The sequence below is a fragment of the Sinomonas soli genome (genome assembly GCF_054782415.1).
This window is the reverse complement of the sequence record NZ_BAAGSN010000002.1, coordinates 47,674-69,242: the sequence shown is the minus strand read 5'-3', so window position 1 is coordinate 69,242 and position 21,569 is coordinate 47,674. Positions and strand designations below refer to the sequence as shown.

The 21,569-nt window shown below is 72.7% G+C and carries 17 protein-coding genes; 6 read left to right on the top strand and 11 right to left on the bottom strand.

What is annotated here, in order from left to right; all coding sequences use genetic code 11:
• Positions 1-36 precede the first annotated feature (36 nt).
• From ACYVKZ_RS00870 to ACYVKZ_RS00855, 4 genes are all read right to left on the bottom strand, one after another.
• Positions 37-1,188: an FAD-dependent oxidoreductase gene (locus ACYVKZ_RS00870; protein WP_460990151.1), complete on the bottom strand. Its 1,152-nt coding sequence runs from the start codon at positions 1,186-1,188 to the stop codon at positions 37-39.
• Between the two features lie 44 nt (positions 1,189-1,232).
• Positions 1,233-2,426: a type III polyketide synthase gene (locus tag ACYVKZ_RS00865; protein WP_460990150.1), complete on the bottom strand. Its 1,194-nt coding sequence runs from the start codon at positions 2,424-2,426 to the stop codon at positions 1,233-1,235.
• Between the two features lie 102 nt (positions 2,427-2,528).
• On the bottom strand, positions 2,529-3,698 hold the full coding sequence (locus ACYVKZ_RS00860) for an App1 family protein (protein WP_460990149.1): 1,170 nt from the start codon (positions 3,696-3,698) through the stop codon (positions 2,529-2,531).
• A gap of 118 nt (positions 3,699-3,816) precedes the next feature.
• Complete coding sequence (locus ACYVKZ_RS00855; RefSeq protein ID WP_460990148.1) at positions 3,817-5,292, bottom strand: ATP-binding protein; 1,476 nt, start codon at positions 5,290-5,292, stop codon at positions 3,817-3,819.
• Between the two features lie 206 nt (positions 5,293-5,498).
• Here ACYVKZ_RS00855 and ACYVKZ_RS00850 point away from each other — a divergent pair, with 206 nt between their 5' ends.
• Positions 5,499-5,864, top strand: a complete 366-nt coding sequence (locus ACYVKZ_RS00850) for an antibiotic biosynthesis monooxygenase family protein (RefSeq protein WP_460990147.1) — start codon at positions 5,499-5,501, stop codon at positions 5,862-5,864.
• A 242-nt stretch (positions 5,865-6,106) separates the two neighbouring features.
• Here ACYVKZ_RS00850 and ACYVKZ_RS00845 read toward each other — a convergent pair whose 3' ends face one another.
• The 6 genes from ACYVKZ_RS00845 to ACYVKZ_RS00820 all read right to left on the bottom strand — a co-directional run bounded on the left by ACYVKZ_RS00845 (position 6,107) and on the right by ACYVKZ_RS00820 (position 15,759).
• Positions 6,107-7,300, bottom strand: a complete 1,194-nt coding sequence (locus ACYVKZ_RS00845; protein WP_460990146.1) for a multidrug effflux MFS transporter — start codon at positions 7,298-7,300, stop codon at positions 6,107-6,109.
• 114 nt (positions 7,301-7,414) lie between these two features.
• Positions 7,415-8,272, bottom strand: a complete 858-nt coding sequence (locus tag ACYVKZ_RS00840) for an SGNH/GDSL hydrolase family protein (RefSeq protein WP_460990145.1) — start codon at positions 8,270-8,272, stop codon at positions 7,415-7,417.
• A gap of 129 nt (positions 8,273-8,401) precedes the next feature.
• Positions 8,402-9,799, bottom strand: coding sequence for an LCP family protein (locus ACYVKZ_RS00835; RefSeq protein ID WP_460990144.1), 1,398 nt, complete (start codon positions 9,797-9,799; stop codon positions 8,402-8,404).
• Positions 9,800-9,908: 109 nt separating this feature from the next.
• Positions 9,909-13,382 (bottom strand): ATP-binding protein, encoded by a 3,474-nt coding sequence (locus ACYVKZ_RS00830; protein ID WP_460990143.1) that lies wholly within the window; start codon positions 13,380-13,382, stop codon positions 9,909-9,911.
• Positions 13,379-14,245, bottom strand: coding sequence for a DUF4194 domain-containing protein (locus tag ACYVKZ_RS00825; RefSeq protein ID WP_460990142.1), 867 nt, complete (start codon positions 14,243-14,245; stop codon positions 13,379-13,381). Before ACYVKZ_RS00825 ends, ACYVKZ_RS00830 begins: the two co-directional genes overlap by 4 nt.
• Complete coding sequence (locus ACYVKZ_RS00820; protein WP_460990200.1) at positions 14,245-15,759, bottom strand: DUF3375 family protein; 1,515 nt, start codon at positions 15,757-15,759, stop codon at positions 14,245-14,247. Before ACYVKZ_RS00820 ends, ACYVKZ_RS00825 begins: the two co-directional genes overlap by 1 nt.
• Positions 15,760-16,092: 333 nt before the next feature.
• Here ACYVKZ_RS00820 and ACYVKZ_RS00815 point away from each other — a divergent pair, with 333 nt between their 5' ends.
• Genes ACYVKZ_RS00815 through ACYVKZ_RS00795 form a run of 5 tightly spaced genes read left to right on the top strand, consistent with a single transcriptional unit; the run spans position 16,093 to position 20,308 of the window.
• On the top strand, positions 16,093-17,193 hold the full coding sequence (locus ACYVKZ_RS00815; RefSeq protein ID WP_460990141.1) for a DUF475 domain-containing protein: 1,101 nt from the start codon (positions 16,093-16,095) through the stop codon (positions 17,191-17,193).
• A 43-nt stretch (positions 17,194-17,236) separates the two neighbouring features.
• Positions 17,237-17,836, top strand: a complete 600-nt coding sequence (locus tag ACYVKZ_RS00810; protein WP_460990140.1) for a TerD family protein — start codon at positions 17,237-17,239, stop codon at positions 17,834-17,836.
• Positions 17,837-17,869: 33 nt separating this feature from the next.
• The gene (locus ACYVKZ_RS00805; protein ID WP_460990139.1) at positions 17,870-18,451 is read left to right on the top strand and encodes a TerD family protein; all 582 of its coding nucleotides are present in this window, start codon (positions 17,870-17,872) and stop codon (positions 18,449-18,451) included.
• 34 nt (positions 18,452-18,485) lie between these two features.
• A complete protein-coding gene (locus ACYVKZ_RS00800) occupies positions 18,486-19,067 on the top strand; it encodes a TerD family protein (RefSeq protein ID WP_460990138.1) in 582 nt (193 codons plus the stop codon).
• A gap of 38 nt (positions 19,068-19,105) precedes the next feature.
• On the top strand, positions 19,106-20,308 hold the full coding sequence (locus ACYVKZ_RS00795; protein WP_307006453.1) for a toxic anion resistance protein: 1,203 nt from the start codon (positions 19,106-19,108) through the stop codon (positions 20,306-20,308).
• On the opposite strand, the gene ACYVKZ_RS00790 is transcribed toward ACYVKZ_RS00795, so the two are convergent.
• Positions 20,305-21,522, bottom strand: coding sequence for a hypothetical protein (locus ACYVKZ_RS00790; protein WP_460990137.1), 1,218 nt, complete (start codon positions 21,520-21,522; stop codon positions 20,305-20,307). The genes ACYVKZ_RS00795 and ACYVKZ_RS00790 overlap by 4 nt on opposite strands.
• Positions 21,523-21,569 lie beyond the last annotated feature (47 nt).

Here is a 21,569-nt window from a genome sequence, read left to right as displayed (position 1 = left end):
TCACCTCCTGCGGGTGTGGACAGGGGTCGTCCGGCGTCAGCCCTGCATCGTGAAGCGCGCGGCCGTACGCTCGGCGAGCCACGGCACGCGGTAGAGCGCGCGGAAGGCCGCGTTGCGGGCGGCCATGACGCCCCCTGGCAGCGCGCGGCCGAGGGCCATGTTGACCCTCGCCTGCCGGGCCGCGAAGCGCGCGGCCCGGAGCCGCTCCGCCTCGGCCGCGGCCCACAGCTCGGGCCACCCGTCACCGGAGGAGTCCCGGGGGCCCCGGATGTCCGCGGTGATGAGCGGCACGAGGGCCTCGGCGTCGAGCCAGCCGAGGTTCATCCCCTGCCCGCCGATCGGGCTCACCTCGTGCGCGGCGTCGCCGGCGAGCAGGACCCTGCCGGAGCGCAGCCGGGCGGCGAGCCGCTCGGTGACCGTGAACGCGCTCAGCATCGTGCACGTGGACGGGTCCGGCCGAACCCCGGTCCGCTCCCCCACGATCCGGGCGAGGTCGCGGGCCGACGGGTCCAGGGCCGGCTCGGGCACGTGCGCGACCCAGCGCCGCACGCCCCCCGGCAGCGGGAACGACTCGACGATCCCCGCCGCCTCGAGGTGCAGCACCGCGGCCGCCCCGTCCCCGGTCGCGTCGGCGAAGTCGCCCATCAGGTACGCGTCCGGCAGCGCGCGGGTGCGCACGGGCATGCCGAGGCCCGCGCGCAGGGGCGAGCGGGCGCCGTCGGCCGCGACGACCCAGCGGCCCGCCACGCGCTCCCCGTCCTCGCAGCGCACGACGGCGCCCCCCACCTCGTGCTCGGCCCGCACCGCCCGCACGCCGCGGCGCAGGGCCCCCGGCGCGAGCTCGGCGAGCCGGCCCTCGAGCGCCTCCTCGGTGGCCCACTGGGGCACGGCGAGCACGGGCGGCCGGAAGGCGATCCGCGCCACCGTACAGGCGGCGCCCGAGTCGCGGGCGCGCGCGGCGCCCTCGTGGATGGGCACGGCGGCAGCGGCGACCCGGTCCGCGACGCCTGCCCGCGCCAGGACCCGCAGCCCGGGCGGGTGGACGCCGATCGCCCGGGTGTGCCGGCCGCGCTCGGGCCTGGCCTCGAGGACCGCGACGTCCAGGCCCCGGTCTGCGAGCAGCACCGCGAAGCAGAGCCCCACGGGGCCCGCGCCCACCACGACCACGTCGTGCCGCCCGGCGGCCATCCTCAGGAGCCCATGCCCGGCCCGCCGTCCTCAGGCGCCCCGGCTCACGGGAGCTTCCGGGTCATGAGGGCCGTCTCGACGGTCAGGCCGGGGCCGAAGGCCATGGCGCAGATCCGTTCTGCCCCGGGCGAGCCGGGATCCGACCCGGGCGAGCCTCCCGCGCTCGGCGAGGAGGCGGCGTCGTCCGTGTCCCCGTCCGGGAGGGCGAGGATCCGCTCGAGGACGAACATGATGGTGGCGCTGGACATGTTGCCGAATTCGCGCAGGGTCTCGTAGGCGGGCGCGCCCTGCTGCGGCGAGAGGCCGAGGCGGGCCACGACCTTGTCCACGATGCTGCGGCCGCCGGGGTGGATGGCCCAGTGCTCGATCTCGGCGTGCGGGCGGCCCACGAGCGAGGCGTCGCGGGCGAGGAGGGGTTCGAGGGCGCCGGTGATGTGGTCGTCGATGATGTGGGGGACGTAGGTGCCGAGGACCATCTCGAAGCCCTGGTCGCCGATGTTCCAGGCCATGTTCTCCTCGCCGACCGGGGTGAGCGTGGTCTCGAAGGCGTCGAGGCTCACCGCCGGGCGGGTCAGGGGCAGGTCACGGGCCGTGACCACCGCGGCGGCCGCGCCGTCGGCGAACAGGGAGGCGCCGAGGATGGTGTCCGGGTCGTTGGAGCTGCGCACGTGCAGGGTGCATAGCTCGACGATCGCCACGAGGACCACGGCATTCGGGTCCGCGTCGCAGAACGCCTTGGCCATGCGCAGGGCGGGGAACGCGGCATAGCAGCCCATGAAGCCGAGGTGGAAGCGCTGCACGGACGGGCTCAGGCCGAGGTCGCGCACAATCCGGTAGTCGGGGCCGGGGTTGAAGAACCCGGTGCACGAGACGGTGACCACGTGGGTGACGTCCTCGGGCGCGATCCCGTCCGCGTTGTCGAGGGCCCGGCGCGCCGTGTCGGTGAACAGGGGCGTGGCCTCGCGGACGAACACGTCGTTGCGGGTCTTGGTGCTCGGGCTCAGGAGCCGGCCCGTGGAGGGGTCGAAGAAGTCCGGATCGTGGTCCGGCCGGTCCCACGAGAACTCCGCGAGGGCCGAGTAGCGGGTCTCGATCGCGGCGGCGTCGAAGCACGTCGTGACGAGGCGCTGGCCGAGGCGGGTGAGGCCCTCCTGCGCTGCGAACACGTCGCGGGCCTCGGCCTGCTTGAGCACGGTGGACGGGACAGCGGTCTCGAGGGACCTCACCAGGACGGTCATGGGCCATTCTTCCCCCGAGGCGGGGGGCGAAAACAAGGGGTGGGCGAGCCTGCCCCCAGGAGGTGACCCTCAGAAGGTGACCTCCAGACGGGAGGGACCGGGTCAGAGGACCCCGGCGGACTCGAGCTGCTGCGCCAGCCCCGCGCCGTCGGGCGCCGAGGCCCAGGTGAGGCCGGGGCGGGAGGCTCCCCCCGCGGCGTCGTGCGTGGTGCCGCCCGAGAAGACCGCCTGGCTGGCCGAGAGCTCCCGGATCGCGACCGCGGCCACGGAGTCGGGGTGCTCGGCGGCGAACTCGGCGTAGATGGACTCGTCGTGCTGGCCGTTGTCGCCCACGAGGAGCCAGCGGATGCCCGGGAACTCGGCGGCGAGTCGCTCGAGGTTCTCCCGCTTGTGGTCCCGGCCCGAGCGGAACCAGCGCTCCGGGGTCATCCCCCAGTCCGTGAGCAGGAGCGGGCCCGCCGGGTACAGGTTGCGGCCCAGGAACCGCTGGAGCGTGGGCGCGGCGTTCCACGGACCGGTCGAGAGGTACACGATCGGCGCCTCCGGATGCTCGGTCGCGAGCCGGTCCAGCAGCACCGCCATGCCCGGGGTGGGCGTGCGCGCCCGCTCGCTGAGCACGAAGGTGTTCCACAGGGCGAGGAACGGCCGCGGGAGAGCTGTGACCATGACGGTGTCGTCGATGTCGGAGACGATCCCGAAGCCTGCCCCCGGCTCGACCACGAGCACCTGTGCCACGTCCGGCTCGGCGCCGTCCGCGCTCATCCGCACCTCGTGCCAGCCCGGCTCGAGCTCCACGTCCACGAGCGCGTCGACCACCCCACCCGCGTCGGCATGCACGACGGCGCGCGTCACCCCGATCTCGACCGTCACCTCGGCGTGCTGGATCGGCACAGAAGTGAACGAGACCCAGCCGCGGAAGTTGTTGAACGCGTCCGACTCGCCGTGGAGCCCCGGCCGCGAGTACATGACGCGGCCGAGCACCCGCACCCGCCGCGTGGACCCGTACCCGCGGTAGGCGACCACCTGGGCCACGTAGTCCCCCCGTTGGGCCTGGCGGGTGCGCAGATCGTTCCACCTCTGCGCGACGCGCTGCGCGAGGCGGAACAGCGGCTTGAGGCGGGGCGAGGCTCCCGCGCACTCCGGGACCGGCGCGGCGGCGGTGGGCTGTGCTGCGGGGGCTGTGGCGGTGGCGGGCGCCCCGCCGCTGGGCCCGGCGCCGGCGGTGCGGGGGCCGTCGGGGCCCGAGACGGCGTGGGCGTGCTGCGCGGTCATGGTCCAACTCTCCCACGAGGGTGGGGGCCGCATCACATCGGCCGCCCCGCGCGGGCACCGCCGTGTCCGCGACGCGGCCCGGATGCGCGCCAACGGCGACGCCCGCGGGGGCCCCCGCTCAGACGCGCGCCAGCTGCTCGATGTCCTCGAGGAACGCTGCCGCGACCTCCTCGCTCACGGTCGTCTTCGTCTCGGCGATGGCCTCGAGGTAGTCCTGGGTGCTGGGTCCCCGGCGGGCCGGGGCGGCCGTGGGGCCGGAGCCGTCCGGGGTGCCTGCGGGCCTCGGCTCCTGATCTGGCGCGGAGCCGCCGGCGAGGTCAGCGCCGCCGGCGGGCAGGCCGGCGTCGTGCGCGAGGTCACCGGCGTCGCGGTGGACGGCCCCGCCTGCCGCGGGCGATCCCGCCATTCCCGCCACCGGCACCGGCTCCGGCACCGGCTCCGCGGCGTACACGGCCTTCTCGAGCGCGCGCTGCGACGCGGACCGTGCCGCGAACTCGATGTCCGCGGGCGAGAACCCCTCGGTGTGCGCCACGAGCTGCTCCACGTCCACCTCCGGCAGGACCGCCTCGGGGATGAAGCGCTGCCACATGGCCCGGCGAGCCTCGGTGTCCGGGAGGCCGATCGGGATCACGTAGTCGAAGCGGCCGTGGCGCAGGAAGGCGGAGTCGAGGGCTCGGATGAAGTTGGTCGCGCACACGAGGAGGCGGCCGGGCTGCTCGCGGAACGCCGGGATGATCTTGAGCAGCTCGTTGGTGACGCCCTGGTTGGGGCTCGGCGGGTCGCCGGCGCGGTGGGAGGCGATCTCCTCGACCTCGTCGAGGAACACCACCGCGTGCTCGAGCTCGGAGATCTCCAGGAACGTGGTGCGCAGCGCCCCCGCGAGGCCCTCCGGCCCGGCGGCGAGCCGAGACGGGAACACCTCGACGAACGGCCATTCGAGGCGGGAGGCGATCGCCTTCGCGAACGTCGTCTTGCCCGTCCCGGGCGGGCCGAAGAGCACGACGGCGCGCGGGGGCACCACGCCGAATTCGTCGGCGAGCTCGGCCTGGGCCAGCGGAAGCACGAGCCGGCGCTCGAGGAGCTGCTTCTCCCGCTTCATGCCCGCGACCTTGTCCCACAGGTCGCGCGGGAGGACCCGGCCGCCCAGCTGGGCCAGGGGCTCGAGCTCGGTCCGCTGCACCGGGATCTGCCGCTCGAAGAAGCGCAGGTTCTGCACGTCCTTGAATCCGCGGGAGAGGAAGGCCTCGAGGCGGGTCTCGGTGTCCGGCATGAGCGCGGACAGCTTGGCCAGGCCCAGGGGCGCCATGCGGTTCTCGAGGGCGGCGAGGAGCGCGGTGCCGATCCCGCGGGAGCGCCACTCCGGGAGGGTCGCGAGGAACACGATCCAGCCCTGCTCGTGCGCTGCCCGGCCCACCGCGGCCCCGACCACGTCGTCGCCGTGCAGGGCCACGACGGCCACATCCTTCTGGCAGCTCGCGAGGACCTCGGAGAGCGAGTACACCGGCTCGATGCCCGAGGCCGTCATCGCGCTCCAGAGGTGCAGGATCCCGTCCAGGTCCGAGGGGTGGAAGTCCCTGATCCGCCACGTGGTCATCGTCGGTGCTCCTTCGCTCCGCGGGCCCCTTCTCGGCCGCTGGGGCGAGTCTATCGACGGCACGTGGCGGGGAGGTTGCGCGGGGGAGGTTGCGCGGGGGAGGTTGCGCGGGCGGGGTCGTTGCGCGGGCGGGGTGGGCCCGCGGCGCCTCGGCGGCGACGGGCGGCTTCCAGTCGGCGGCCAGACTGCTCTGGCAGGATCCGTGCATGAGCATCGTGAAGATCAACGCCATCACCGTTCCCGCCGACTCCGGCGACGAGCTTGCCCGCCGCTTCGCCGCCCGCGCCGGGGCGGTGGACGGCCAGCCCGGCTTCGAGGGCTTCGAGCTGCTGCAGCCGACCGACGGCCGGAACGTCTGGCTCGTCGTGACGCGCTGGGCCGACGAGGACAGCTTCGAAGCGTGGAAGAACTCGGCCTCGTTCGGGCGCGGGCACGGCCGGCCCGAAGGTGCGGGCGCCGCGGGCGAGGGCGCGGCGGGCGCAGACGCAGGCGCCGAGGGCGGGGAGCGCCAGCGCCCGGTGGGCATGTCTGCCGAGCTGTGGAGCTTCGTGCCCGCGGACCTCGGCCGGTAGGCCGGTCCTGCAGGCTGGGCAGACGGCTCGGCTGAGGAGCGCGTAGCCCGCCGCGGCGTCCTCCGCACCGCTCCACCCAGCAGTCGTTCGGGAGGACCCTGCGTTTCGGTCGGAGCCCCCGTCTTCAGCCGGAGGTTCTGACCGAAGGGCAGGGCGCTTTCCTTCAGCCGGCCGCAGGCCCCGCGCGCCGAGCGGTTTCAGCCCGACAGCCCCGCCGCCCGGCCGCGCCCCAGGCCCCCCCCTCAGCCGTGCCGGCGCCGCAGTGCGAGTGCGAGCACCGCCGCCACCGCTGACGCCACCGTCATGATCACCGCCATCGGCACGGCGGTCCGGTCTCCGGCGAGCCCGGACAGCGGCGACACGATCGCGCCGAACACGAACTGGACGGCCCCGAGCACGGCCGAACCGCTGCCTGAGACGTGCCGCACGGCGTCGAGGGCCAGCGCGGAGGAGTTGCCCATGAGGAAGCCCACGCTCGTCACCGCGCACCAGATCGGGATCGCAAGGAGCCATCGCGGCACGGGCGCGAGGGCGAGCGCGAGGATGGCCACGCAGAAGAGCAGCAGCAGCGGCGCCGCCACGCCCACGATCCGCTGCGCAGGGATGCGCTTGACCAGCCGGGACGAGATGTACCCGGCAACGATGAGCCCCGCGGCGTTGAGCCCGAAGAGCGCCCCGTACGCGAGCGGCGGCAGGCCCATGACCACCTGGTACACGAACGGCGAGGCGGGGATGTAGGACATCATCGCTGCGAACGAGGTCGCGAAGAGCCCCGCGTACCCGAGATACCGGGGCACCTTGAACAGCTGAGCGAGGCCGCCGAGGATGCCGTGCTCCCCGCGGGACTCGGGCGGGAGCGTCTCGCGGACCACGGACGAGACGCTGAGCATCATGAGCGCGAACAGCCCGGCGAGGGTCCACATGATCCCGCGCCACCCGATGGGCCCCTCGAGCAGCGCCCCGAGCGACGGCGCCACCGCCGGCGCCACCCCGTTGACGGTCATGAGGAGGCTGAGGGTGCGGGCCGTCTCCGAGCCGCGGGTGAGGTCCACGATGATGGCCCGGGCGATCACGATCCCCGCTGCGCCGAACAGCCCCTGCCCGAGCCGGGCGGCGATGAGCACCTCGAGGTTGGGCGCGAGCGCGGCCGCGATCGAGGAGAGGATGGCGCCGACGTTACCGATGAGCAGCGGCCTGAGCCGGCCGAACTTGTCCGAGATCGAGCCGAACGCGAGCTGCCCCGCCGCCATCCCGAGCAGGAAACCCGTGAGCGTGAGCTGCACGCCGGAGGCCGTCGCGGCGTACTCCTGCTGCACGCGCGGAAAGCTCGGCAGGTACAGGTCGGTCGAGAGCGGCGCCGTCATGGAAAGGAACGCAAGGACCAACAGCCACGGCGCGCTGATCCCCTCGCTGCGGTTCAGCGGTTTCGGGGGCACGGCACGGCGATGGTTGAGACGTCAGGCACCCGCCCAGACTACGCGCCCGGCACGAACGACGCCGCCCCGCGCCTCCCGCGTGACGCCGCCTCCCGCACGGGTCGGCCGCTGGCGCTAGAGCGCCTTCCGGGCCCAGCCCGGCGTGCCTTCGAGGACCTCGGGATGCTCGGCGTAGCGGCGGAGGCCGCCCTTGCGGGGGACCTTCACCGGGCGGGGCCAGCGGGGGGAGAGGTCGTCGCCGAGGGTCACGCCGCGGATCTTCCGACCGATGAGGGGCACGACCCAGTCGCCGAGCCACGCCCTCTGTGCTGCGACCCACTCGCGCGGGCCGCGCCGCATCCGGGGCTCGCGCCCGCGCTGCTTGGCGCTCTGGGGGTACCCGAGCTGGTCGAGCACCTGGCGGGCGAGGAACTTGTGGCCGGCCTTGGACATGTGGAGGCGGTCGGTGTCCCACATGCGCCGGTCGGCATACTCGTCGAAGCACCAGTAGTCCACCAGGACGGCGCCGAGTTCGCGCGCGAGGCCGCGGACGCGCTCGTTGTACTGCCAGTTGCGGTGCTTGAGCGGCTCGAGCAGGGGGTTGACCTTCACGTCGTACCCCGTGAACAGCACCAGGGTCGCCCCGGTCGCGGCGAGCTGGCGCACGAGGTCCTCGTACTGCCCGAGCAGCTGGTCCATGTCGGTGCCGAGGTCGAGGATGTCGTTGCCCCCCGCGTAGAGGGTCACGAGCGTGGGCTCCATGGCCAGCGCCGGCTCGAGCTGGTCCGCGACGATCTGGCGCAGCCGCTTCGACCGGACCGCGAGGTTCGCGTACTCCCAGCCCTTCTCGGCCTTGGCGAGCTTCTCGGCCACGCGGTCGGCCCATCCGCGCACGCCGTTGGGCAGGGCGGGGTTCCAGTCCCCCACGCCCTCGGTGAAGGAGTCGCCCAGGGCGACGAACCTCTTCCCGTTCCCGCGCACACCGCCTGCCACCCGGCGAGCCTAGGGGCGGCGTGCTACCGGCGGCCGACGGGAGGGTGAACGCGAGGCAACGGCCACGGACGTGACCCCTCACCCCGACGGACGTGACCCTCAAGGGGACGGAGATGACTCCTCAGCGCGTCACTTGACGCAGGGGACCCCGCCGCCGACGAGGGCGTCGGACCAGTCGCCGGCGTTGAACGTCGAGGACGGCGACGGCGACGCGGCCGCCGGCGGAGCCTGCCCCGACGCAGCCTGCCCGGCCGGCGCCTGGCCCGTGGACGAGTCCTGTCCAGCGCCCGGCCCCGGCGCGCCAGATCCCTGGGTGCTCGCGCCGTCCGAGGACCCCGTAGCCGGCGCCGCGGGCGCCGGCTGGGCGGGCTGCGCGGCGGCCGAGGAGGCAGGCGCCGGCTTCGGGTGCAGCAAGTCGGCGACCTGGGCCTGGATGGCCTGCTTGTCCACGATGTTCACGGACTCGCCGGTGTCGCTCGTGCCGAACTGGACGATCGGCAGGGTCACGAACTTCGTCTTGTTCTCGGTTAGCTGCTTGGCCTTGAGCCCGAAGTCGATGAGGTTCAGGCCCTGGTCCACGGCGATCTTGTCCTTGAGGGCATCGAGGATCCCGGTGACCCTGCCGAGGTCCGTGAACGTGCCCTTCTGCTTGAGCTGGGTCGCGAGCGAGGAGATGAATGCCTGCTGGCGGCGCGAGCGGTCGAGGTCGCTGAGCGCCACCCCGGAGCCGGAGGTGTCGCGCCGCTGCCGGACGAACGCCACTGCCTGCTGGGCGCTGATCTGCTGGACGCCAGCCTTGAAGTCGGCCCCCGAGTAGGAGTCCTGCGTGGCCTCCTGCAGGCACACCGTGATGGGGGCGACCGCCTTCGCGACGGAGAGGAAGGCGGCCATGGTGACCTCGGCGAAGTGGTCGATCCTGATGTTCAGGAAGTTCTCGACGGTGGAGATCTCCGCCTTGCGGCCGGCGTCCCTAGCGGCCTGGTAGATCTCGTCCTGGCTCTTGCCGTTGGGGCTGGCGGCGAGCTCGCGCATCGCCTGGTCCATCGCGTAGCCGTAGGCCTGCTTGACCTTGCCCTGCTGGATGCCGTCGGGGGAGCCTGCGAGGTCCACGTAGTCGTCGCGGGGGACCGAGATGATGGTGGCCCGGCTGCCGTCCTTGGGCACGTGCAGGACCATGAGGACGTTGCTGTTGTAGCCGCCGTCGTCCGAGCTGCCCGAGTGGAGCGCGTCGTACTCCTCCTGGCTCAGCGGCTTGCCGTTCTCGTCGAGGCGCGAGTCCAGGCCCATGAGGAGGATGTTGACGTCCTGGTCCAGGCCCTTGCCGCCGGTCAGGGCGTCCGAACGCCGGATCCCGTTCTCGAAGCCGAAGTAGGTGGCGGCCGCCCAAGCCCCCGCCCCGAGGACGAGCGCGACCGCGACGACCCCAGCGAGCACGGCCGCGCGGCGGCGGCGGTAGGTCCACCGGCGGTCGTACGCGAGCGACTTCTGGTACAGGTTGCGGAAGGACGCGTCCTCGGGTCGGCGCATGCGGGGTACCTCTCAGTGGACTCGGGGCGCGCCCAGCCGGGACGCGCCCCCACGCTAGCGCCGGAGCCTCAACGGCAGCTGGAAGCGCGCCGGGGCGGCAGCGGGACCGTCAGCGCAGCACGATGTCCACCGGGTTCGCCTGGGAGATCGGACCCCCGGGCACCGCCGGGCCCTCGATGAGCCCCGACCGGTTGGTGCGCTTGTCCCGGAGGATCTCCGTGACGGACCCGAGGTAGCGCGAGAGGTCGATCACGTTCTCCGGGGCCGCGAGGAGCAGCTGGAAGCCGAACTCGTGCAGGGCCGCGATGCCCTGGCCCGCGAACTCCTCGGAGGCGAGCACGAACGCCTCGTCCATCATGACCGTCCCGTAGCCGGTGAACCCGTGCTCGGCGATGCCCAGCTGGTAGCTCAGGGCCGCGGCCATGATGAACGCGGTGAAGCGCTGCCGCTCGCCGCCGGACATCGAGCCCGTGTCCGCGTGCACGAACACCTCGTCCCGCGCCGTGCCCGCGGCAGCGTCGCGCGAGACGCGGTGCTCCTTGCACGAGATGAACACGTGCGAGCGCGTGTCGAGCACCTCGGACCGCCACCTCCGGTCCTCGGGCGTCTGGGACGCGAGCCGCTTCACGAGCGCCTCGAGCGTCTTGTACCGGACGGTGAGCTGGTCCTCCCCGGTGCCGCTCCCGGCGGTGCCGCTCCCGGCCCGGGCGGCGGAGCCGGCGTCGTGCGGCGCTGCGGAACCGGCGGACGACGGCGCGTGGCGCGCCCTGAGCGCAGAGACGATCGCCTCCTTGAACTGCTTCGCGGACGCCGGGACGGTCTGGCGGATGTCCAGCTCGAGGTACGAGCCGTCGTGGAAGTCCACCCCGGCGAGGATCGAGTTCAGGGGCAGGATGCGGGCCGCGATGCCGCGGCGCTCCTCGTCGAGCAGGTGCAGCAGGGTCGAGAAGGACTCGTGCGTGCGCTGGGCGAAGAACTCCCGGAACTGCGCCTCCTGCGCGGGCAGGCCCTCCGAGACGATCTGCCGGTAGCGGGCCTCGAACGCGGCCGCGGCCCCGATCGAGACGCCGTGGTCCGCCGCGACGACGGGGCCCCAGTCGCGCTGGAACTGCTCGAAGATCCGGGTGAGCCGCTCGGCCGCGGCCTGGGCACGGCTCTCCGCGGCGTGGACCCGGGCGGCGAGGCGGCCGTGGACCTCGGCGGCGATCCGCTCGAGGTCGTGCTGGTCCTCGGCCTGGCCGAATTCCTCGAACAGCGGGCCGAGCGTGCCGGCCGCGGCGGCCGACGGCGGGGCGTCGGCGAGGCGGGTCCGCGCGGCCTCGAGGAGGCGGTCGGCGGTGACGAGCTGGGCATCAAGCTGGCGGTACTCGCTCTGGAGCACCGCGGCGGCCTCTGTGGAGGCCTGGTGCTCGGCGCGTGCCGCCTCGACCTTGGCCCGCAGCGGCTCGAGGTCGCCCTGGGCCGCGAGCGCGTCCTCGAGGCGGGTGCCGATGCGGCGCAGCTCCTCCTCGGCCGCCGCGGAGGAGACCTCCTCCCACGCCCTCTCGTCCCGGGCCACGCGCCGCAGCGCCTCGAGCCGACGGGAGAGTCCCTGGTGGGAGTCCTCGCTGGCCTGGGCGGCCTCGGCCGCGGCGGCGAGGGAGGCCTCGAGCTCGAGGACCCGGGCGGCGAGGAGCTCGATCTTGGCCGCGTTGTCGAAGCCGAGGACGAAGTCGGCGCGGGCCGCGAAGCGGTCGTCCTTCTCAACGGTGCCGCGCCCGCGCTTGACCACGCCGCCGAGGCTGAGCCCGCGGTCGAGGCCGGCGAGCTCGTCCGGGTCCTCGACGCACGTGTAGGCGAAGTCCACGGCGATGCGCTCGCGCACCCAGTCGCCGGCCGGGCCCTCGACGACCTCGAGCTTGGAGAGCAGGTCGCGCTCCCCCGCCGCGGCCAGGGCGGCCTCGGCGCCGGGCACGCGGCCGGAGAGGTCGACGGCGCGCAGCGCCCCGCGCACCGGGTTCGCGTCGAGCCACCGGGTCACGGCCGCGAAATGCTCCCCCGGGACGAGCAGCGTCGTCGCGAGCGAGCGCAGGGCCCGCTCCGCGGCCGGGCGCCACCGCTCCTCGTCCTCGGCGAGGTCGATCAGCTCCCCGCCGAACGGCATCTCGTCCTCGTCGAGGCCGAGGGCCGAGGCGATCGCGGCGCGGTTCTCGACCGCGTGCTGGGGCAGGAGGCTCTTGCTCTGCGCGAGGGCCGAGAGCTCCGAACGGGCCTCGGCGAGCTCTCGCTTGGCGGTCGCGTGGGCCTCGAACGCGTCGAAGCGGGCCTCCCGCAGCACCGCCGTATCCCCCTCGAGCCCGGCGAGGGCCTCGGCGGCCCGGCGGTGCGCCGCATCCCAGCCCTCGGCCGAGAACGGGAGGTCGAGGCCGGCGTCGTGCAGGCCTTCCTTCGCGGCCGCCTCGACCTCGCGGCGCAGGCGCAGGCCGACCGTCGCGTTGTCCCGGGCCTGCTCGAGGGCGGAGATCTGGTTGCCGCCGGCGCTGTTGTACTCGGCCTCGAGGGAACGCAGCTCGGTGGCCAGGGCGTCGCGGCGGTGGCGCTCGGCGGAGAGCTCCTTCGCCTTCGCCTGGGCGCGGTCGCGGATACCGGCGATGAGCCGCTCCTGGACGGCGACGGCGTGGGCCTGCCGGACTGCGTCGAAGGGCTCGTCGGCGAGCTCGCGCAGGCGGGCCGCCTCGGTCAGGGCCGCCTCGTACTCCTGGTTCAGGCCGGGAACGGGGGCGAGCTGGTCGCGCTGGAGCCTGATGTCCTCGAGCCGGGCCCGGATGGACATGAGGTTGCTGAACTCCTCGACCACCTCGTCGGCGGCCGCGAGCGTGGCGGGCGGGTCGAGGACCTGATCCCGGAAGAAGCTGTTGACGCTGCCGCCGAGGCCCTTGCCGGCCTGGATCACGCGCAGGAGCGGGAGCGCCTGGTCGCTCGAGATGCCCAGGAGCCGGCGGAAGCGCTCGGCGAAGTTCTTGTGGACGTCGAAGACCTGCGCCTCGGGGAAGACGGCCTCGAGCCCGCTGCGGGTGAAGCGCCGGCCCTGGGCCTGGCCGATGATCCCCTCGACCGCGGCCACGTCGAGCGGCACCGAGTCAATGAGGTAGAAGCGGCCGAGGCTGGACTCGGTGCCGTTCTTGGGCAGGTCGAACAGCGCCGTGAGCGTGTAGGAGGTGCCGGCCGCGTTGTCGAACGTGAGGGCGACGGCGCTCCAGGTGGCCCCCGGGCGCTGGAACGCGCTCGCGCGGCCCTCCCCCACGGCCATGTCGCCGACCTTGCCGCGCATGTAGGTGTAGGTGGTGCGGCGGTCCTCGCTGTGCCCGGCGCGGGCCGCTGCGGCCTCGTTGGAGCGCGGGCGGGCGTCGAACACGCGGGCGATCGCGTCGAACAGTGTCGACTTGCCCACGCCCGAGTTGCCCGTGAGCATGGTGCCGGCGCGGTCGACGTGCATCGTGTGGGCGCCGTGGAACGTGCCCCAGTTGACCACCTGGACGAGGCTGAGCCGGTACTGGCCGGGATTGATGTCCGTCCCGAGCGGGAGCATGGTCGCGACGCTCACAGGAGCCCCTCCGTCTCGCCGGATGCGCCGAGGTCGCCCCGTGGGACGCCGAGGTCAGGGTTTCCGACGTCTTCCAGGGGATCGGCCTCGTCGGGGCTGTCCGCGCCCTCGGCCTCGCCTGGCGCGTCCCCGTCTCCCGCGGCGGGGTCCACGCCCAAGGCGACCTGGCCGGCGTCGTCCGCGGGACCCCCATCCCGCGAGGGCCCCGCCGCGGCGACGGCCTCGAGGTGCCGGGTGACGTCGCCGATGTTCTCGAACGGCAGGGCGAGCGGCAGGGCGTTGGAGATGAGGTACACGTCCTCGAGCGGGGTGGGGATGAGGAGGCGGCGGGCCTGGAGCTTGGCGACCGCGCGCTGGACGGTATCGGCGTCCCGGAGCGCGTCCTGCTCCTCGGCGGGCTGGTAGTGGGCCACGACGTCGGCGAGCTCCTCGAGCGTGACGGTGGGCTCCGTCTGGGCCGTGGCATGCCGGTCCAGAAGCAGTCGGAGCCGGAGGAGGAGGATGGTCTCGACCCGGCTGAGCGCGCGCTGCTGGCGCAGGACCGTGGCGCGCGAGGCCGTGCCCAGCAGCTCCGGGTCCACCGGCCGCAGCACGGCGATCTTGCGCTCGTGGTCGATGTGGAGACTCAGGAAGAGCTCGGACAGCCGCGAGCGCAGCACGTCCTCGTGGTCCAGCAGCGTGGTCCAGGCCTTCTCGTCGCGGCCGCCGTCGAGGTACGGGCCCTTCAGAAGGCGCACCAGGACGTGGCGGACCCGCAGCGGGAGGACGCCGGTGTCGCCGTCGTACAGGGCCGTGCCGGGCACGAACGGCTCCTCCGGGGCGACCTCGGCGTCCAAAGGGGTGACCTCGGCAGCAGTTTCCATCAGTTCTCCTCCCGGGAGGTCGCAGGGGCCATGGTGCTCCCGGCGGCTGCCGGCGTCCCCGCCGGTCCCACGGTCACCGTCGTGTTGGGGACGAAGGCGGTGCGCCGCGTCCCGTCGACCTGTTCGAATTCCAGCGGCGCCCACGCGTCCCGGCCGAAGCCCACGCCCCGGTTGAGCAGGTGCCCGAGGAGCGCGCGGATCGAGTTGATGTGCTGCTCGTCGGCGGGCAGCTGGGACCAGATGTCGGGCAGCTCGGCGCGGCCGCCACCGGCCTCGAGGGCCACGTCCACGGCCTCCCGCAGCGCCGCGGCCCGGGCCTTCCCCGTGCGGGCGGAGCGGACGCGGTCCTCGCGCCCGAAGGAGATGGGGTCGGCGAGTCGGGGCGGCGGCGCGAGTTCGTCCGGGTCGAAGAGCTTGACCATGGACAGGGACTCGAACTCTGCACCGAACAGCTCGGGCGCCGGCGCGAACCCCGACTCCTCGCGGACGTACGGGAGCTGGCGTACGGCCTGCTCCGCCCGCCGGATCGCGTCGCGGAGCCGGACGGACTGGCGGTAGTCGTCGCTCTGGACATAGGTGTTCAGGCTCTCCGAGAGCTTGCCATAGATGCGCTGGATCTGGGCGTTGGCCTCGCGCAGCTCCGCCACGAGGTGCCGGAGGGTCTCGCGCTCCTCGTGCCCGAGGCCGTCGGCGAAGTCCCGCGAGAGGACCTCGGAGATGGCACCCCGGAAGCGCATCTGCTGCTCGGGGTCGTCCAGGAACGCCGTGAACGAGCGGAAGGTGCGGCCCTCGCTGGAGGCCCGCAGCCGACGGTCCGCCTCGAGGACCTGGGCCATCGTGGCGCCCTTGGTCAGCGACTCCTCGATGATCTGGTTGCGCAGCTGGCCCACCGAGTCCTCGATGCGGTCCCGCATGCGCTTGAAGTCGGCGGGGACGCCGGCGGCGAGGTCGAGGATGTTCTCGGCGGCCTCGAGGGCCGTCTCGTCGTCGAGGCTCCCGGTCTGCTCCCCGGCGCGCATCGCCCGCACGAGCTCGAGCCGCTCCTCGATCTCGGCCTCGAGGGCCTCGATCCTCGCGGTCGTGTCCGGATTGGTCTCGCGCGCGAGCCTCTCCACGTCGCCGAGGAGCGTGCCGAGGCGTGATCCGGTGAGCGTGGAACGCTCGGAGGAGAGCGAGTCGAGGAACGCCAGCACGCGCGCCGTCGCCTCGGTGAGCTCGTACACGATCCGGCCGCCGTGCGCGCGGCGGGCGAGGAACCGGCGGCGGGTCCAGTCGTCGGCGACGGCGCGGCCGGTCGCGGCGCCGGCGGTGGGCGCGGCCCCGGAGGCGGCGTCGTGGGCGCGGAGGTCCTCGAGGAAGGCGTCGAGCTCCTCGTGGAACTGTTCGAGCTCCACCTGCGGACGGTTGCGCGAGAACGCGGTCTGCAGCGCCGCGATGGTCCACGGGGCCGAGCGGGTGAGCGCCCACGCCGGCCCGCGGTGGAGCGACTCGAGCTCGGCGAGCCGGACCAGCATGGCGGACGACGGCGACCCCGCCGGCGCGGGTCCCTCGCCGCGCGCCGGGGTACCTGCAGGCGAGGGGGCCGGCAGCGGTCGCGGAGAGGGTTCTGGCACGGCTGACCACTCTACCGGGCGTCCACCCGGCGTCCACCGGCACGGCAGGAACCCGCCCGGCCGCTCCCCCGTTGGAACACGAGAGAGACTGCTCGGACCGGGGGGATACAGAACTGTCGGCGGCCCGGGACATAATGGGCCTTGGCTGGTCTGGGGGGAACCGCTCCTCGGCTCGTGCAGCCTATTGATTGCCGCCCGGCACCCCGGGCCTGAACGAGGAGCTCTGCGCCCTAGGTGTTTCTGAAGACGTTCGGTTGGTCCTTCGGCGTGAGCGCCGTGGCGCTCGTCGTGGCCTTCGTCTACGGGGGCCCGCAGGCCCTCTTCCTCGCGCTGGTCCTCGGCATCCTCGAGGTGAGCCTGAGCTTCGACAACGCGGTGGTCAATGCCCGCATCCTCGAGCGCATGAACCCGTTCTGGCAGCGGATGTTCCTCACCGTCGGCGTCATCATCGCCGTGTTCGGCATGCGGGTGCTGTTCCCGCTGCTCATCGTCGGCGTCACCGCGAAGCTCAACCCGGTCGAGGCGGTCCAGCTCGCCCTGGCCAAGGGCCCCATCGACGAGCCGGGCACCTACGCGTACGTCCTCCACCACGCCCACCCGCAGATCGCGGCGTTCGGCGGCATCTTCCTGCTCATGATCTTCCTCGACTTCATGTTCGAGGACCGCGAGCTCAAGTGGCTGCACTGGTTCGAGGCGCCGCTGGCGAGGATCGGCAGGATGAACGGGGCCTCGCTCGTGGTCGGGCTCTTCGCCCTCGGCCTCATCGGCCAGCTCTCCGGCCCCGAGCTCCAGGGCAGCGTCCTGATGGCCGGCATCTTCGGCATGGTGACGTACTTCCTGGTCCAGGGCCTCGGCGAGCTCTTCGACACAGGAGACGAGGACGAGGACGCCGAGCCCTCCGAGCAGGCGGCCGCGGCCGGGACGCGCCCCAACAAGGCGATCCAGGTGGCCGGCAAGGCCGCGTTCATGCTGTTCCTCTACCTCGAGGTCATCGACGCATCGTTCTCGTTCGACGGCGTCATCGGCGCGTTCGCCATCACCTCGGACCCGATCATCATCGCCCTCGGCCTCGGCCTGATCGGCGCGATGTTCGTCCGGTCGCTCACGGTCTACCTCGTCCGCCAGGGCACCCTCGACGAATTCGAGTACCTCGACCACGGCGCGCACTGGGCCATCGGCGCCCTCGCGGTGATCCTCCTGATCACGATCGGCGTCGAGGTCAGCGAGGTCATCACCGGCCTCATCGGCGTGGTCTTCATCGGCGCCGCCTTCGTCGCCTCGGTGATGCGCAACCGGCGCAAGGCCCTCGAGCCCGAGCACGCCGCCACCGCCTGAGAAGGACAACCGCACCCTGTAGGGACAACGTAAGGAGCACACCGTGGGACTGAGCTTGCAGAAGGGGCAGGGCCTCTCGCTGACCAAGAAGGACGGCTCTGGCATGACCCAGGTCCGCCTCGGACTGGGATGGGATGCGGTCGAGCAGCCCCGCAAGGGACTCTTCGGGAGCCTCTTCGGCGGGGGCGCCGCGGAGATCGACCTGGATGCCTCGGCCATCCTCTACAACGCCGGCCGCCAGCCGCTGGACACGGTCTTCTTCAACCAGCTCACGAGCAAGGACGGCTCGATCCGGCACACGGGCGACAACCTCACCGGCGCCGGCGAGGGCGACGACGAGACCATCATGGTGAACCTGCCCTCCGTCAACGGAGCGGTCGAGCACATCGTCTTCGTCATCACCAGCTACTCGCAGCAGACGTTCAACGAGGTCCGCAATGCGTTCTGCCGGATCGTGGACGACTCCGCAGCCGGCAGCCCCGAGGTGGCCCGCTACACGCTCACCGAGCAGGGGCCCACCACGGGCATGATCATGGCCAAGCTCTCCCGCGAGGGTGCAGGCTGGAAGTTCACGGCCATCGGGCAGCCTGCGAACGGCCGCACGGTGGGCGACCTCGTCGGCCCCTCGGCCGCCGTCCTGTAGACCACCGAACCACCGCACAGCACAAGGAGCACCGTGGCAAGCCTCACCCTCAGCAAGGGCAGCAACCTCTCCCTGACCAAGGCCGATCCCGGCCTCACCCGCGCCATGGTGGGCCTCGGCTGGGACCCGCGCACCACCGCGGGCGAGATGTTCGACCTCGACGCGAGCGCCCTGCTCGTCTCGGCCCGCGGCAAGGTCCGCAACAACGACGACTTCATCTTCTACAACCAGCTCGAGGCCAAGGACGGCTCGGTGGTCCACCAGGGCGACAACCGCACCGGCGAGGGCGAGGGCGACGACGAGCAGATCCTCATCGACCTGACGAAGGTGGCGGCCGACGTCGACAAGGTCGTCATCGTGGTCTCGATCGACCAGGCGGAGGCGCGGCGGCAGAACTTCGGCATGGTCAGGGGCGCGTTCTGCCGGGTCGTCAACGACGTCACCGGCCAGGAAGTGGTCCGCTACGACCTCACCGAGGACGCCGCGAGCGAGACCTGCATGATCTTCGCCGAGATCTACCGGCACGGCGGCGAATGGAAGTTCCGCGCGGTCGGCCAGGGCTACGCGAGCGGCCTGGCCGGGCTGGCGACCGACTTCGGCGTCGTCCTCGACTGACACCGCATCCGAGACGGAAGAAGGAGCACTTCACATGGCGGGACTGACCCTGACCAAGGGCGGCAACCTCTCTCTGACCAAGACCGATCCCGGCCTCACCAGGGCGATCGTGGGGCTCGGCTGGGATCCGCGCACGACGACGGGCGACGCCTTCGACCTCGACGCGTCGGCGCTGCTCGTGGGAGCCAGCGGCAAGGTCCGCTCCGACGCGGACTTCATCTTCTACAACCAGAAGCAGTCCCCCGACGGCGCGGTGACCCACCTGGGCGACAACCGCACGGGCGAGGGCGAGGGCGACGACGAGCAGATCCAGGTCGACCTGACCAAGGTGGCGGCGGACGTCGAGCGCATCGTCGTGGTGGTGAGCATCGACCAGGCCGAGAGCCGCCGGCAGAACTTCGGCATGGTCCGCTCGGCCTACTGCCGGATCGTCAACGAGGGCACGAACGCCGAGGTGGTCCGCTACGACCTCTCCGAGGACGCCGCGAGCGAGACCTGCATGATCTTCGCCGAGCTCTACCGCAACGCCGGCGAATGGAAGTTCAAGGCTGTCGGCCAGGGCTACGCGAGCGGCCTCGCCGGCGTCGCGACCGACTTCGGCGTGAACCTCGGCTGACGCAGCCCTCCCACCCACCTTCTGCAAGGAGCACCCCGATGTCCATCTCCCTGACCCCGCCGGATCCCACCGAGTCCGAGAACGCCCTCGTGCTGCAGGCGCCGGAGCCCGCCCCCGTCATCCAGGAGGAGCAGGCCCCCGGCATGGTCCCGGTCCCCACCGAGCGCCAGACCGAGATCGCCAGCCAGGCGAAGGCCTATGTGGCCGAGATCGCCGCGATGGACTCGCGCAGCCCGGAGTTCCAGCAGAAGGTCGAGGGCCTCAACCGGTTCGCCGGACGGGAGATGGTGGCGTCCTCGGACGCCTCGAGCCGCATGCTCGACCGCTCGAGCACCTCCCTCGCGAGCGCCAAGAAGTCGAACAACAGCGCACAGATGTACGTCGCGTCCACGCTCGGCGAGCTGCGCTCCACGGTCGAGGACCTCACCCCGGGCCAGGAGCTCAGTGCGGGCCGGAAGATCCTGGGCTTCGTGCCGGGCGGGAACAAGCTGGCCCGCTACTTCCAGCGCTACGAGTCCGCCCAGACCCAGCTGGACAAGATCATCAAGTCCCTCATGGCCGGCCAGGACGCCCTCATGAAGGACAACGCCTCGCTCGCCCAGGAGAAGACGAACCTCTGGGAGACGATGAAGCAGCTGTCGGAGTACGCGGTCTTCGCCCAGGAGCTGGACAGGGCCACGGTCGAGAAGATCGAGGAGGTCCGCCGCAGCGGCCAGACCGAGCACGCGCAGCAGCTCGAGTCGGACGTGCTGTTCCCGGTGCGCCAGCGCCGTCAGGACATCCTCACCCAGCTCGCCGTCTCGGTGCAGGGCTACCTCGCGATCGACATGATCCGGAAGAACAACACCGAGCTCATCAAGGGCGTGGACCGCGCCCGCACCACCACGATCAGTGCCCTCCGCACGGCCGTGATCGTCGCGCAGGCGCTCGCCAACCAGAAGCTCGTCCTGGACCAGATCGACGCGATCAACACGACGACGAACAACATGATCCTGCGCACCTCGGAGATGCTGAAGGACCAGACCGCCCGCATCCACCAGCAGGCCTCCTCCTCGGGCGTCTCCGTCCAGACGCTCGAGAAGGCGTTCGCGAACATCTACCAGACGATGGATGCCATCGACACGTTCCGCTCGCAGGCGGCCAAGAGCATGGAGAGCACGGTCCAGGCGCTCGAGACGGGCCTGGAGAAGTCGCGCCCGTACATCGAGCGCGTGCGCCGGCAGGAGGGCAACGCGGGCTAGGCCTGGTCGCCGGCCTCGTCCTCGTCGTCGAAGCCCTCCTCGAACTCGTCCTCGTCCCCGGCCTCCTCCTCGTAGTCCACCACCGCGTCGTACACGGCGTCGAGGGCGGCGACCGGCACGTTGACCATGCCGTCCGAGGTGTCGGCGAGGCCGAGGGCCTCGAGCTCGCGGATCTCGCGCAGCAGGGCCTCGGAGAGGCCCTGGAGCTGCTGGGCGGCCCCGGGGCCGAGCTCCTCCTCGTCCTCCTCGGCCTCGCCGTCCTCGGCGAGGCCGGTGCCGAGGGACGCGACGTCCTCGAGGGGGAACGGCTGCTGGTGGACCGCGGCGGTGAGGATCGTCGTGAGCACGGCAGCGGTCTCGCCGTCCGGAGTCCCGGGAGTGCCGTCGGTGCACGCGGCCACCACGATCTCCGTGCCGAGGAACTGGGCCTCGAGCCGCCCGAGACCGTCGGCGCCGCCCAGATCCGCGGCGCCCTCGCCGACGCGGGCCACGCCGCCGGCGGTGTCCACGAGCTCGGCGTTGACCATGGCCTCCCAGAGCCTCTGGGCGCGGGCCTCGGAGCCGACCACCTCGGCGGCGGACGCCAGCGCGTCGGCCGGGAGGGTCGCGTCCGGAGTGACCTCGCGGCCGGTGCCGAGCCAGTCGAGCAGGGCCCGGGCGTGCCGCACGAACGGGGCACCGGAGGCGAAGGCTGCTGCCTCCTCCTCGCTGGCCTGGGGCAGGTTGGCCCGGGGCCCCTCGTCCACGATCCCGCCGAGCGCCTCGGCCTGCGCGTCGAGCACCTCGGCGACGGCCTCGAGCTCCTCGGCGGTCCCCTCCCAGCGGGCGGTCTCCTCGAGGAAGGTGAGCCAGTCGATCAGGGTGCCGATCACGTAGCGCTGGTCGTCGATCGACTGGTCCTCGTTGTCCGCGGCGGCGGCGACGTCCTCGAGGAACGGCGGGAGGAAGCCGGCCACGTGGTCAGGGTCGAGCCGGAGGGACGGCGTGCCCTTGGCGAGGCTCGAGACGATCGTGACGAACATCTTCACGACGGTGAGCTGGCCGGCCGCGAAGCCCGCGAGGTCGGCCTCCTCCCGCGAGGCCCACGCGACGTACTCGGGGGTGAGGCCGTCGATCATGAGGTCGATGCTGCGGCGCCGCCGCTCGTAGTCGTTCCTCGAGGTCGTGGTGCGCGGGCGGGTGTTCTTCGGCTTGCGCGTGCGGCTCTTCGGCATGAGAAGAGCCTACGCCGCCCGCGCACGACGGCGGGTCCCCGGCCCGC